Annotated in this window: 13 protein-coding genes; 6 read left to right on the top strand and 7 right to left on the bottom strand. The window is 40.0% G+C overall.

What is annotated here, in order from left to right:
• Positions 1 to 52: 52 nt before the first annotated feature.
• The 4 genes from BMW38_RS16950 to BMW38_RS16935 all read right to left on the bottom strand — a co-directional run bounded on the left by BMW38_RS16950 (position 53) and on the right by BMW38_RS16935 (position 5993).
• Complete coding sequence (locus BMW38_RS16950; protein WP_045436893.1) at positions 53 to 664, bottom strand: LysE family translocator; 612 nt, start codon at positions 662 to 664, stop codon at positions 53 to 55.
• Between the two features lie 137 nt (positions 665 to 801).
• Entirely contained in the window at positions 802 to 1677 is an 876-nt protein-coding gene (locus tag BMW38_RS16945; protein WP_003654635.1) for an Hsp33 family molecular chaperone HslO, read from the bottom strand.
• A 166-nt stretch (positions 1678 to 1843) separates the two neighbouring features.
• Positions 1844 to 3688: a monovalent cation:proton antiporter-2 (CPA2) family protein gene (locus BMW38_RS16940; RefSeq protein WP_092710238.1), complete on the bottom strand. Its 1845-nt coding sequence runs from the start codon at positions 3686 to 3688 to the stop codon at positions 1844 to 1846.
• Positions 3689 to 3764: 76 nt separating this feature from the next.
• Positions 3765 to 5993 carry a primosomal protein N' gene (locus tag BMW38_RS16935; protein ID WP_092710236.1) on the bottom strand — a complete coding sequence of 743 codons (2229 nt, stop codon included), beginning with the start codon at positions 5991 to 5993 and terminating at the stop codon, positions 3765 to 3767.
• A 148-nt stretch (positions 5994 to 6141) separates the two neighbouring features.
• Between BMW38_RS16935 and gspF the strand changes: the two genes are divergently transcribed.
• From gspF to BMW38_RS16915, 4 genes are all read left to right on the top strand, one after another.
• Positions 6142 to 7347, top strand: a complete 1206-nt coding sequence (gene gspF / locus BMW38_RS16930; protein ID WP_092710233.1) for a type II secretion system inner membrane protein GspF — start codon at positions 6142 to 6144, stop codon at positions 7345 to 7347.
• A gap of 23 nt (positions 7348 to 7370) precedes the next feature.
• Positions 7371 to 7967: a type II secretion system major pseudopilin GspG gene (gspG, locus tag BMW38_RS16925; RefSeq protein ID WP_170834089.1), complete on the top strand. Its 597-nt coding sequence runs from the start codon at positions 7371 to 7373 to the stop codon at positions 7965 to 7967.
• A gap of 268 nt (positions 7968 to 8235) precedes the next feature.
• Entirely contained in the window at positions 8236 to 8580 is a 345-nt protein-coding gene (locus tag BMW38_RS16920) for a hypothetical protein (protein WP_092710229.1), read from the top strand.
• 144 nt (positions 8581 to 8724) lie between these two features.
• Positions 8725 to 9063: a tRNA-binding protein gene (locus tag BMW38_RS16915; protein ID WP_092710228.1), complete on the top strand. Its 339-nt coding sequence runs from the start codon at positions 8725 to 8727 to the stop codon at positions 9061 to 9063.
• A 1-nt stretch (position 9064) separates the two neighbouring features.
• On the opposite strand, the gene lnt is transcribed toward BMW38_RS16915, so the two are convergent.
• Together lnt and BMW38_RS16905 are read right to left on the bottom strand one after the other, a co-directional pair.
• Positions 9065 to 10624, bottom strand: coding sequence for an apolipoprotein N-acyltransferase (gene lnt / locus BMW38_RS16910; protein ID WP_092710225.1), 1560 nt, complete (start codon positions 10622 to 10624; stop codon positions 9065 to 9067).
• Complete coding sequence (locus BMW38_RS16905) at positions 10621 to 11460, bottom strand: HlyC/CorC family transporter (protein WP_004794939.1); 840 nt, start codon at positions 11458 to 11460, stop codon at positions 10621 to 10623. Before BMW38_RS16905 ends, lnt begins: the two co-directional genes overlap by 4 nt.
• 185 nt (positions 11461 to 11645) lie before the next feature.
• On the opposite strand from BMW38_RS16905, the gene tusA reads away from it, so the two are divergent.
• Positions 11646 to 11903 carry a sulfurtransferase TusA gene (tusA, locus tag BMW38_RS16900; protein WP_005037115.1) on the top strand — a complete coding sequence of 86 codons (258 nt, stop codon included), beginning with the start codon at positions 11646 to 11648 and terminating at the stop codon, positions 11901 to 11903.
• A gap of 132 nt (positions 11904 to 12035) precedes the next feature.
• A complete protein-coding gene (locus tag BMW38_RS19505; protein ID WP_213031191.1) occupies positions 12036 to 12416 on the top strand; it encodes a hypothetical protein in 381 nt (126 codons plus the stop codon).
• Between the two features lie 215 nt (positions 12417 to 12631).
• Here BMW38_RS19505 and BMW38_RS16890 read toward each other — a convergent pair.
• Positions 12632 to 14320, bottom strand: a 1689-nt coding sequence (locus tag BMW38_RS16890; RefSeq protein ID WP_092710223.1) for an electron transfer flavoprotein-ubiquinone oxidoreductase, incomplete at its 5' end; no start/stop codon positions are given.

Genomic DNA, 14320 nt, shown 5'->3' with positions numbered 1-14320 from the left:
ATAAAATTGAGAGAAAGAGGTATAGATGGATTAGGGCTATACCTCTCATTATTTAGATAAAAGTTTGGTACAAGCCGTAAATAGCAATCAATAGAAGTAATAGGCCGCAAAGTCCTAATATTTTTGGATATAAATGGCTATTAGAAAGACGGCGGAAAAATACATAAACCAGAGATAAAGTTAAGAAGTCTAAAACAATCCATGTCAGGGTGAGTATGGTTAAACTTAGGTTGAGCTGTGGTGTAATAGAAACAAATTGCGGGAAGAATGCCGAGAAGAAAATAATATCTTTCGGGTTGGAGATCCCGACAAAAAAGCCCTTTTTGAAGCCCCCATTTTGTGCCGAAACTGTTTGTATTGCTTCGGGATGAGGTGCCTGAATGACTTCTTTAAGAATAGTGAAACCTAAATATCCAATATATAGACAGCCTAAGATACGGATAATATTGAGATAACTATCGTTAACACTCAGTACTCCCTTTAAAACGAGTACCGAAATAAAAATTAAAATAAGTGAGGCTAAATTGGTCCCAAAAATCGTTTCAAGTGCTTTTCTATATCCACCTTTAAGTCCAGCGCTTGCAACTAAAATCATGACAGGGCCGGGGGTAGCAATCATAATAATGACGCTAAAAATAAATAGAAAATAATCAAAATAATTCATGGAATATAAGTATCTTATTTATCAGGCTATAAAGTAATCTTATATTATCTTATTTAAAATAAGATATTGAAAATGATCATCAAAAAATAAGGATAAATAAAAAGGCGGTATATCCGCCTTTTTATAAATTTTAACTACTAACTCAAATGCTCACCAAATAACGCTAAAGCTTCTTCAGCGGTAAAGGTGTATTGCGTGTTACAGAACTGACAATCCATACGAATAGGGTTCTGGTCTTCTAATGTTTCATGAACAGCGTCTACACCAATTTGAATCAGCGCATTAGCACAGCGTTCTTTTGAACATGTACAGCCAAATTTGAGTGCTTCAATTTCTGGTAAACGAACTTCTTCTTCATTATATAAACGATATAAGATTTCGGTTGCATCTAAATTGGTGAGCTCTTCAGCTTTTAATGTTTCGGTCAACATGGTCAAGCGTGGCCATAAATCTTCATCAACCAGCTTTTGCTCTTCGTCATCATGACGTGGTAAAAGCTGAATGAGTAAACCACCAGAGCGCTTAGCAGTACTTGCTAGCACAATTCGAGTTGGAATTTGTGCAGATAAGTCGTAATACTGCATGAGGCAACCCGCTAAATTTGCCTGATCAAGAGGCACAATGCCTTGATAACGCTCGCCAAATTCCGGTTCAATATTGATAAATAAAACGGGATTAACTAAAGCGCCGAGAACTGTACTGCTGTCTGTTGCTTCAATGAAGCGTGGATCAGTTTCATAATCGGCGAGAGCACGAACTTCACCTAAATGATTACATTCAGCCATTGCCCACTTAAAGGTGCCGCTAGCCTGGATTTGCAAGCTGATACGGCCTTTGATTTTTAGTGTACTTGCAAGTAATGCAGTCGCACTCAACATTTCACCTAGCAGAATTTTAACCGCAGGCATATAGTCACGTTGAGCTAAGATAGTTTGTAGCGCTTCTTCTAGATGAACTACTTCCCCACGAACTGGAAAGTTCTCTATATAAAAGCGTTGGCGTAAATCAGACATAATATTCTCCAGGGCCCTAAGTAGATTATAACAATTTCGTTTTAAGCAAGCTTAGGGAATGCAGCGAAGCCGCAAGCCAGACAGGGGCAGCTTATTGATGCCCATTGTCCAATTATTTAGGCAATGTGAATAAGTCCTTAATATAGCCATTTTTTGAAATCTCAAGTTATTCTAGATGATCTCGTGTAATGTCGATGCGATTTGGCTGTAAATGACGCTTTAAATTCACATCGTGCTTTGACGTAGCCTGTTGTTGAGCATCACTTTCAAATAGATGTTCAAGTTCGGCTAAAGCGTTACGATGCGTCTCAAAGATCTTTTGTTCATCAGTATAAATACTTTGCTGTTGTATGAGCAATTTCTCATCATAATCCCGAAAGATTTCGATATTGTTATAGGCTTGCTCATCAGAGATACCGAGTTCTCTTAAGGCGCGATAAGCCATTCCTAATGAAGATAAATACGTCTCACGCCAAATATATTCAACACCTACATCTCTTAAAAGATGCACATGGTGGCGGTCACGAGCGCGAGCCAATATCCTTAAGTTTGGATAATTTAATCTGAGATGACGTGCTACATTCATAGAGTCTTCAACATCATCAATCGCTAAAATAAATACTTTGGCTTTTTCAATACCCGCAGAACGCAGTAAATCTGGTTGGGTCACATCACCATAATAAAGTGATCCGCCATATCGTCTGACAAAGTCAACTTGATGAAGATTGTTGTCAATTGCAGTAAACCCTAGATGTTGTAGGCGGGCAATACGCGCAATAATTTGTCCAAACCGACCAAAACCAGCAATGATAATCGGGTTTTCTTGCTGAGGAATTTCATCGTACTCAGGCGGACGTTCTTTATTAAAAAGCGGAATGACCTTGTATGCCATCAACCAGTAAATCACTGGTGTGAGTACCATCGACAAAGTCACAATAAGAGTCACAGGTTCTAATAAAGCTTGAGTTAAAATCTTTTCACTTTTAGCTAAGCTTAAAATAACGAAAGCAAACTCACCACCTTGAGCTAAACAAGTTCCTAATAGTAGGCTGTTATTCCAACTGTACTTTTTATAACGTGCAATGGCGGTCAATATCAGCGTTTTAATCACCAGTAAGCCGACTGCGCCACCAATAATAAGCCACGGCATTTCAATCAATAGTGACAGTTGAGTAGTCATACCCACGGTCATAAAGAATAAGCCAAGCAGTAGACCTTTAAATGGGGCAATACTGGCTTCAACTTCGTGACGAAATTCGGAATCTGCTAATAATACGCCTGTGAGGAAAGCACCTAATGTCGTGCTAATCCCTAACGTATCCATCAGTAAAACAACAGCAAGAATAATAAACAACCCTACCGCCGTAATGAGTTCAGTTGCTCCACTTTTGGCAACAAAACGGAAAAATGGACGCATCACATAACGACTAAACAGAAATAAGCCAGTGAATGTTGCGATAATAGCCGCAAAATAAGCGATCCCATGATGGGTAGATTCTGTTCCTGCGAGTAATGGAATAATTGCAAGTAACGGAATCGCAGCTATATCTTGAAATAATAAAATTGAAAAAGACTGCTGACCATAGGTCGTGTTGAGTTGCTGTTTTTCAGTCAAAAGCTGTAATACAAAGGCTGTAGAAGAAAGTGCCAGCGCAAAACCAATCACAAAACTGACAGCAAGTTGCTGTTGAAATAGGAAGAGTACGATCAGCATAAGAACGCCACCGCTAATAAGAACTTGCAGACTTCCCATTACAAAAATAGAGTCACGCATTTCCCACAAACGCTGTGGTCTTAATTCTAAGCCAATCAGGAACATCAATAAAATGACACCGAATTCGGCAAGTTCCATAATTGCTTCAGGGTCATGAGCAATATTTAAAACACTAGGACCCAGAAGTATTCCTGTAAATAAATAACCTAAAACTGTTGCAATCCCTAGGCGTTTGCCAAGAGGGACTAAAATCAGAGAAGCTCCAAGAAAGATAGTTGCTTGCAGTAGGAATGACATCCATTGCCTCGAATGTATTAGTCTCTTTTAAGTGTAAAACGAAAAAGACGTCTTCACACCATGATATTCAAATCATCTAATTAAATTCTTGCGGATCAACATCAATTGATAGCCTGAGTTGATGCTGCCTTGGTGCATGAACCAATTGAGACCACCACTGTCTTAAGTAAAAATGTAGACGAGCGCGGTCGGCAGATAAAATCACCATGTGTGCACGATAGCGTCCTGCTTTACGTTCCATCGGTGCTGGGATTGGTCCCCAAATATCAACAATCTCACCTGCAACTTGGCGAAGTTGCTCAGCAGCTTCATTTAAAAAATGCAAGGTATAGTCTCGATCTTTCGACTCTGCACGTATGAGTACGGCATAGCGATAGGGCGGTAGTAAAGCAACTTTACGTTCAGCCAATGTTTGTTTGGCAACTGCGCGATAATCCTTTTCAATTAACGTGGTGAGTAAAGGATGATCGGGTCTTAAGGTTTGCAAATAAACATGGCCTTTGTGTTCACCACGGCCTGCACGGCCAGCCACTTGAACAATCAATTGCGCAGTACGTTCTGGTGCACGGATATCGACACTAAGTAACCCTGCATCAATATCTAAAATGGCAACCAAGGTGACATGTGGGAAATGGTGACCTTTTGCCAACATCTGCGTACCGAGCAAAATTGTTGGCTTGTTTTGATGAATGCGATCATAGATTTTTTGCCAGCTTCCGACACGACTGGTACTGTCACGATCAACCCGAATCACGTCATGATCTGGAAATAATTCTTGTAAGTGTTCTTCGACCTTGGCTGTTCCTGCCCCTAGTGTTTTTAAGCTCTTTTGCTGACACTCAGGGCAATGATCAGGTAAGCGATGAATGGTTCCGCAGTGGTGGCAATGTAAATAAGAATAAGGCTGAGTATGCAAGGTAAAATGTGCATCACAATGTGGACAATTGGCTTGCCATCCACAGCTTTCACAGACCAGTACAGGTGCATAACCACGACGGTTTAAAAAGATTAAAACCTGTTCTTTTCTAGCTAATGTATGTTTGATTTGTTCAATGAGAGGCTGGCTAATTCCATGCTGTTTTTTGACAATTTTAAGATCAATCAAATGCATTTTAGGCAAAAGTGCATGTCCAGCACGTTTGTTGAGTTGCAGTGAAGTTAACTTGCCAGTTTCGACCAAATAATAACTATCGATACTTGGTGTTGCCGAACCTAAAATAACAGGGCAGCTTTGTAAGTGCCCTCGGTACAGTGCGACATCACGCGCATGGTAACGGAAGCCTTCTTGTTGTTTATAAGACAGGTCATGTTCTTCATCTAAAATGATTAAACCTAAACGTGGCAGCGGTGTATAGATGGCAGAGCGTGTCCCTAAAATAATAGATGCTTTTCCAGTCTGTGCCTGTTGCCATGCTTGTAACCGCTTGGAGTCATTGAGGCCAGAGTGCAATAAAGCAATATCACAATTAAAACGAGACTTAAAACGAGAAATGGTTTGAGGGGTTAAACCAATTTCTGGCACCAAAACCAGTACTTGTTTACCTTGCTTTAGCACCTCGTGCATGATGTGTAGATAAACTTCAGTTTTACCGCTACCCGTTAAGCCATCTAGCAAAAATGCTTGGTATTGATGCTGTGCTTTAATAACCTGTTGGGTTGCTTGCTTTTGGTCTTCATTTAGCGTGAGCGGCATTTGTGCCAATTGAACAGGTGTAGGGCTAAAGTCGTGTGGTTCAAGCGTACATTCAACCAAACCTTTCTTTTCTAGCGCTTTAAGTGTTGCAGTTTCTACACCACTTAAATTGAGAATGTTCTCTGTTGTTCCAGCAGGATGTAACTTTAAAATCTGATAAGCATCTTGTTGCTTCACCGAACGTTTAAGCAGTGCTTCAACATTGTCGCAAGGAGTAATTTTCCAAAGATGGAACAAAACGTCCATCGGTTTGCCCTGACGCAGTATAGCCGGAAGGGCGGTTTGCATGACCTCACCAACTGGAAATTGGTAATATTGTGCGGACCATGTCAATAAACTTAAAACTTGTTCATCTAAAATAGGTTGTTCATCTAAAAGTTCAGAAATGGCTTTAAGCTGAAATTTGCCTGTAAATGGCTCATGGGGATTCACTTTTTCAGTGATGATACCAATCAGGTTTTGTCGCCCAAATGAAATAGCGACGCGTGAGCCTACTTGAGCCCGTTCATATTGTGCTTCGGTGAGTGTATAGTCAAAAGTGTCGTACAGATGCACAGGTACGGCAACACGCACACGATAAACAACTGAATCAGGCTTTGGCGTTATGGTCATAGAGGCTCATTTCGTCAATTTTAAAAAACGGCATAGCGTCGTGAAGAGGACTTGGGTATTCTACACAGGCTATAGAATGAATATGAATGATTGCGTAGCATAGATGCAACAGCAGCGACTATTATTTTTGGAAAATTAGAACATTACCATGCCTGCATATCAATTTACTGCCATTGATGCTTCAGGGAAGCAGCAAAAAGGAGTGCTTGAGGGAGACTCAGCACGCCAGATTCGCCAACAATTACGCGATAAAGCATGGACACCAATTAGCGTTGACCCTGTTGAACAAAAAGATAAACATCAGAGTCAGGGGTTATTTCAAAAAAAGTTCAGTGCTTATGATTTGGCACTCATGACCAGACAACTTTCTGTTTTGGTTGCAGCCGCAATTCCTTTAGAAGAAGCTTTACGTGCGGTGAGCAAGCAAAGTGAAAAAGCGCATGTGCAAAATCTTTTATCGTCTGTTCGTTCGCGAGTCATGGAAGGGCACTCATTGGCTCAAGGTATGCAGCAATCTGGACGTTTTCAGGACCTCTATATTGCAACAGTCGCTGCAGGTGAACGTTCAGGGCATTTAGATCTGATTTTAGATCAGCTCTCGGATTACACCGAAAATCGTTTTGCCATGCAAAAGAAAGTTCAGGGTGCCATGATTTACCCGATCATTTTAATGCTGATGTCATTTGCTATTGTGATGGGCTTAATGACTTTTGTTGTGCCAGAAATTGTTAAAACCTTTGACCAAAACAAAGATGCACTGCCGTGGATTACGGTCGCTTTAATGAAAGCGAGCGATTTTATTCGTCATGCATGGGTGTTTATTATTATTTTTGCAGTTGTGGGAATTGTCGCATTTGTACGGTTTTTAAAAACTACGGCTGGGCATTATGCTTTTGATCGATTAACACTCAAATTGCCATTATTCGGTAAACTGTCACGTGGTATTAATTCTGCACGATTTGCCAGTACCTTATCTATTTTGACCCGTTCAGGCGTACCATTGGTGGACGCATTAAAAATTGGTGCAGCCGTCACCAATAACTGGGTCATACGCGATTCAATTGCCCAAGCTGCTGAGCGTGTTACAGAAGGTGGTAACTTGGGTACGCAGCTTGAGCGCAGTGGTTATTTCCCACCAATGATGGTACAAATGATTCGAAGTGGTGAGGCATCAGGTGAGCTCGACCGCATGCTAGAACGGGCATCGACCATGCAAGACCGTGAGGTTACAACATTTATTTCAACCTTACTGGCATTACTTGAACCGCTTATGCTGGTTTTAATGGCAAGCATTGTACTGGTTATTGTAATCGCGGTTATGCTGCCAATCGTAAATATGAACAATATGATTTAATAACTTTGATATTAGAGATAATGATGAAAGTAAAAAATATTCAAAGCGAAACAGCGATGGAACAATACAGTGAATCTGCGGTTTCAAATCAGTTTGAGCAGTGTTCTGATAAACATACCTCAAGTGTAGCTTTAAAAATTGCACAATCGTGCCATTCCGAGCATAGCTCTCCATCTTGCGTTCGGGCAAAGCTTCGCTTTGCTAATCCTCACTCAGGCTTTACTCTCATTGAAGTTATGGTTGTGATTGTAATTTTAGGCGTGTTAGCAGCGCTAATCGTACCAAATGTCATGGGTCGTAGTGAAAAAGCTAAAATTGATACCACTCAAATTACGTTAAAAGGTGTAGCTGGTGCTTTAGATCAGTACAAGCTCGATAACGGTCATTTCCCAACAATGCAAGAAGGTGGATTAGATGCTTTAGTGAATCAGCCTGCTACAGCAAAAAACTGGATGCCGGGTGGATATGTTAAAGGTGGTTATCCTAAAGATAGTTGGAAAAATGATGTTCAATATGTAATTCCAGGTGCAGATAACCGAGCTTTTGATTTGTACTCATTTGGAGCAGATGGCAAAGAGGGCGGTGAAGGTAATGATGCAGATATTTATTACCAACCTTAATTGAAAATATAATAGAGATTATCAATTCGTTTAAAAAGATAAACTGGTAAATACGAATTGATAATCTTTCTTAATCACAAAAATATAATAAGTTTTTGAAAAATATAGAATAAAGTTAATATTCATATTTGAGACTTATAATAAGAATTATTCCCATATTTAATAGTTACAAGAAACTTAAAATGTAGAGAAAAATAAGCTATATATTTAAATAAAAGCTTTGCATAATAAATAAAAAGCACTTTATTACATTAAAAGGAGAGATTAAATGAAAGCATTTCTCATAGTAGATGAACTGAATCAGTTTCATTGGGTAATGCTCAAGTCTGTCCTGTTGATTTTGGGTTTATTACCGATTGCTGAAGTCTTTTTAAAGCTATGGCTTAATACCGAGGGAAGTAGCCAAATTATGATTGGTTTCTTCGCATTAAGTATTGTGAGTGCATGGTTAATGGTAAGCTTCTTTACTGCATTAAAAGCGAGTGTCTGGCAAGCTAAACAAATATCCACTAAATATGAGCAATTGCTTTTTAAAGCCTATCGTTATGTACCAATGGTCTTTCTATCGAGTTTAGTTGCTTATTTATCTTTGCAATTATCGATCGCTTTTTAATTATAATTTGAACCAAATTTTTAGATAAAACGTAGACTGAATATCTACGTTTTATTTTTTAACTGGGCCTAAAAACAGGGTGTTTCTTTATTTGTACATATTATATGCTTCAAATCAGATGTTTAAGAACATGAGAAAAAGTAAATGGAACAAATCGAGTGGAATGATTTTTTAAAAGTAGAGCTTCGCGTGGGTAAAATTATTGAAGCTGAAGTTTTCGAAAAGGCACGTAAACCTGCTTATATTCTGCATGTAGATTTTGGTGAAGAGCTAGGGATACGTAAATCGAGTGCGCAGATTACTAAACTCTATCAGCCACAAGATTTAGTTGGTAAGTTGGTGGTTGCTGTAGTCAATTTTCCCAAAAAACAAATTGGACCTATTCAGTCAGAATGTTTGGTGACAGGTTTTCATAATGCAGATGGTGATGTAGCACTTTGTATCCCAGAGTTTGAAGTGCCTCTGGGTACAAAGTTATTGTAAGTTAGCGGCGGGATTTAAAAGAAACGTCAACTTTACGTGGACGATAAACCCAACCTAAAACCAGCAGTAATACTGCAAATCCTAAAACTGGATAATCACCTAAACGGTTATAAAGGGTTTGACCTTGCATGGCTGGTAAATCGCCTCTCAAGACAAACTCTTTATCGATCGGTGCTTGTTCAGTGATATGACCATTTTGATCAATAAAGGCAGTTACACCTGTATTGGTTGCACGGATAAACCAGCGGCCATTTTCTTTAGCTCGCATTTGTACCATTTGTAAATGTTGCAATGGCCCAGCAGTGCCAGTAAACCAAGCGTCATTAGATACAGTCACTAAGAAGTCGCTGTCTTCCGCATTACGTCGGGTGAGGTTTGGATAAGCCACTTCATAACAAATCGCAGCGGCAAGCGCGTGCCCCTTAATCATAAGTGGTTTTTGGTCCTTCTCGCCACGTGTAAAACCACTCATGCTAATATCATTTTGCATAGCCGGTAGTACCCAAGAGAGTAAACCTGAGAGTGGAATATATTCACCAAACGGAACAAGACGCTGCTTTTTATATAGACCACTGGCATCGCTTCCAGAAGCCATAATACTGTTGTAATACAGTGGACTACCGACTTCATGTGATTTGGTAACATCCCAGTAAGGAATTCCGGTTACCCATGCAGTGTGGTTCTTTTTAGCTTGTGCATCCATTGCATCCAAAAACGGTTCGATATCGGTTTGGAAGAGTGGAATTGAAGATTCAGGCCATACAATTAAGTCACGGCCCCATTCAGATTGAGTCAAACTAGCATAAATTTCTAATGTTCTAACTTGATATTCGGTTAGCCATTTTAAATCTTGTGGAATGTTACCTTGAATGAGTGAAACACTAAGCGGCTTGGCAGCTTTAGGTTTTACAAACTGTATATATGATGCTCCCCACGCGCCCAAAACTAACAGAGCAGAAGGGATAACCCAGAAAATACGCTTACGCAGAACTTCAACTAAAGCACAGGCTAATACAATGACGACAAAGGAAATTGCATAAATACCGAATAGAGGCGCATAACCATCGAGTAAACGTTCGGTAAACGCGTAACCTACAAACAGCCATGGAAAACCTGTAAATACCCAAGTTTTTGCCCACTCGAAAACAATCCAGAGTGGTGCGAAAGTCAGTGGTGTTTCAGGGAAGAAACGTCGGTAAACCCAAGTCTGGAATGCGGTAAACAGGCCCATCACAAGGGCCATAATGGCAATCATACAAACGCTTAGAAACGCATTGGTATCGCCATATACATGGATGGACGTGTAGAGCCAGAAAGCTCCCACAAACCATAAACCAAAGCCATAACTCAAGCCAATAGCAAAAGCTTGTTTGGCTGAGCGGTTATGTAATGATGCATAGAGTAGGGCAGGAGATAATATTGCCAACCACCACCAATAATAAGGTGCCAGTGAAAAACTGAATACGGCACCTGAAAATAAAGCAATGAGTAAAGGAAAAATTAAAGGAAGCTGTTTTTGTTGTTGCGAAGAATCTAACAGCTTTTCAAAGTATGCTCTCATTGACGTACAGCTCGAATCAGATGAATAGTGCGGGCATCTGCTTCAACGATTGTAAATAACCAATTTCCAAGCTCAACAGTTTGACCTTGTAAATCACTTACCAGACCAATCTCTTGAAGCAATAAACCGCCGACAGTTTCTACTTCATCGTCAGAAAAATCAGCATCTAAAACAGTATTGAAATGTTCAATTGGTGTAAGTGCTTGCACCATCCATGCATTTGCTACCGTATGGTCATTGTCAGGAACAATGTACTGAGCATCTTCATCAGCAGTGTCATGTTCGTCTTCGATTTCGCCAACGATCTCTTCAAGAATATCTTCAAGCGTAACAAGACCAGCCGTTGAACCATATTCATCAATCACAATCGCAATGTGAGTCTGAGTATGTTTCAGCATGCGTAGTACCTGATCGGAACGTGCACTTTCTGGAACAAATAAGGGCTGACGCATCAGAACTCGAATATCCACTTTGGTATTCGGTTCAGTTAGAAATGGCAACAAATCTTTTGCGAGCAAAATCCCGACAACATTATCAGGCTGATCAGAAGAGAAGACTGGAAAGCGTGAGTGAGCAGACTCGACCAGTACATCAAGAATATCAAGTAACTGATCATCTTCTTGCAAACTGATCATTGCTGTTCGTGGCGTCATGACTTCACGAATTTTTGTAGCAGGAAGGTCAAGAACACCTTCAAGCATGGCAACAGTATCTGGTTCTAAAAAGCGGCGTGAATTTTGGACTAATTTTAATAATTCATCACGGGTTTCTGGTGCTGTACCTAACCATTTACGTAAGCCTCGCATTCCCCACGATGGACTTGGTTCCTCTTGCATGATCTTTCCTAAAGACTCAATCTATCAAATGAATACTTTGAATCATACCGAAGAAAAGATGCATATGCATCTATAAAACCAGCTAAAAGACAAAACGCATATTGTTATGTAAAAGCCAGTTACAGTTAACAGGTCAGTAATTTGTTTATGCTAAAATGTGAAAATTCTATTTGTTCGAGTTTGTTATGTCGGAACAATCCATTTCACCTACTGTCCAAATTAATACACGTGGTTTACGTTGTCCTGAACCTGTCATGATGTTGCATCAAGCCATCCGCAAATCTAAATCTGGCGATGTGGTTGAAGTCTTCGCAACAGACAACTCGACCTCGTGGGATATTCCTAAATTTTGTATGCATTTAGGCCATGAGTTGCTTTTGCAAGAAGAACGCTTGGATGAAAATGGTCATAAAGAATTTCATTATTTGGTGAAGAAAGGGTAATAGAATAATAAGGCTTCTAATAAAGACTATTAGAAGCCATTAATAATTCAAATTTAATTTTAAATGATAATTTTTTACAAATAAGAATCATTATATAATCTATAAAATGATGTATATAAATGAAGCATAAAAATGAATGAATATTTTGTGAAACGAAGCTTATTTATTTTTCTTTGGTTTTTCTCTATTGCTGGTTTATTACATATAGAAATTTCTTGGTTATCTGAAACTGTTGCTACCATTATTTTAGTTACTGTTGTTATTTTTGGCTCAATTCTATTGGGTTATAGAAATACATATTTTGCTCCCGAACCAAAAATAAAGATGAGTCTGATTTTACATACAAGTTTTATGGGGCTTATGTTAGTTGTTGATTTATTGTTTGGTAAATCGGATTGGTACTTCGATTTAGCGCGAAACTTTGGTTTTCTTGGCTTGTTTTTATTAGGCACATTTATTTTTTATAAAAAGAATCTTAATTTAAACGTAGCAAAAATACCGCCTTTTCAATAAGCGAATTCCAATAAAAAGCCCCGAATAATCGGGGCTTTTTATATTACATATTCGGGTATGAGACACGGCTAGCAAAGCAACGCTTTGCCGTGTCGCAAGGAATTACATATTAGGGTAATTCGGACCACCACCACCTGAGGCAGGAAGAACAAAGCAGCGCTTTGTCCTGCCGCAAGTGCAAAAGCTATGCTTTTGCAGAGAAGGTGGGTGTTCTATTACATGTTCGGATAGTTTGGACCACCACCACCTTCTGGCGTTACCCATGTGATGTTTTGAGATGGGTCTTTAATATCACAGGTCTTACAGTGAACACAGTTCGCTGCGTTAATCTGGAAGCGTTTAGAACCATCATTATCTTCCATGATTTCGTAAACACCAGCTGGGCAGTAGCGCTGTGCAGGCTCATCCCATTTCGGTAAGTTCACATTCACTGGAATTGAAGCATCAGTCAACTTCAAGTGAGCTGGCTGGTTTTCTTCATGAACCGTGTTTGAAATAAACACAGAAGATAAGCGGTCAAAAGTCAACTTGCCATCCGGTTTTGGATAGTTTGGCTTGAAGCTGGTTGCATCAACGGTTTTCAATGCAGCGAAGTCTTGCTTCAAGTCATGCAAAGTAAATGGCACTTTAAAGACATTCTGGTCGATAAAGTTAAATGCACCACCAATCCACTGACCAAATTTATGCATTGCTGGACCAAAGTTACGAGAGTTGTAAAGCTCTTCTTTTAACCAGCTGTTGTTGAATTTGTCAGTGTATGACGTTAATTCTTTAGTGAATAAATCTTCGCCTTCGGTAACACGTGCAATGGCAAGGTCACCGCCTTTTTCTACACCGGCAGCAATGGCTTCAAACACAGCTTCACCACACAACATGCCTGATTTCATGGCAGTGTGTGAGCCTTTGATTTTTGCAAAGTTTAAGAAACCTGCGTCATCACCAATCAAGCAACCGCCTGGGAAAGTCAATTTAGGCAATGAGTTAAAACCGCCTTTCACTACAGCACGTGCGCCGTAAGAAATACGCTTCCCACCTTCTAAAAACTGTTTAATCAGTGGATGAGTTTTCCAGCGCTGCATTTCCATAAATGGATACATGTGTGGATTTTCATAAGACAAGTCCACGATCATACCCAAAGTCACTTGGTTGTTTTCAGCGTGGTATAACCACCAGCCACCCGAAGAAGCTGTTTCAGCCAATGGCCAGCCTGCACCGTGCATGACTAAGCCCGGTTTATGTTTTGCAGGGTCGATTTCCCAAAGCTCTTTAATCCCGATACCGTAGTGCTGAGGATCAACATTTTTATCGAGGTTATATTTTGCAATCAGGCGTTTGCCTAAGTGACCACGGCAACCTTCAGCAAAGAGGGTGTATTTAGCGTGAAGTTCATAGCCTGGTGTAAAGTTATGCGTTGGTTCGCCATCTTTACCAATACCCATGTCACCAGTTTGAATACCTTTTACAGTGCCGTCTTCGTGGTAAAGCACTTCAGATGCAGCAAAGCCAGGGAAGATAGATACTTCTAGTTCTTCAGCTTTTTGGCCTAACCAGCGAACCACGTTACCTAAAGAGATAACATAGTTGCCATCGTTATGCATGGTTTTAGGAACCATCCAGTGAGGCACTTCTTTAGATGTGGTGTCTGATAACAAGAAGAAAGTTTTGTCTTCAGTTACAGGTACGTTTAAAGGCGCACCTTCTTCCTTCCAGTTCGGGAAAAGTTCGTTGATGGCACGTGGCTCAAGCACAGCACCAGACAAGATATGCGCACCTACTTCAGAGCCTTTTTCAACTACACAAACAGAAAGATCGGGTAAGTTATTTTCAATCGCTAATTGACGGATCTTAATCGCAGCAGATAGACCTGCAGGTCCTGCACCTACGATGACAACGTCAAACTCCAT

This window comes from Acinetobacter sp. yr461, assembly GCF_900110445.1.
GTDB lineage: Bacteria > Pseudomonadota > Gammaproteobacteria > Pseudomonadales > Moraxellaceae > Acinetobacter > Acinetobacter calcoaceticus.
This window is presented reverse-complemented; position numbering and strand designations above follow the sequence as displayed.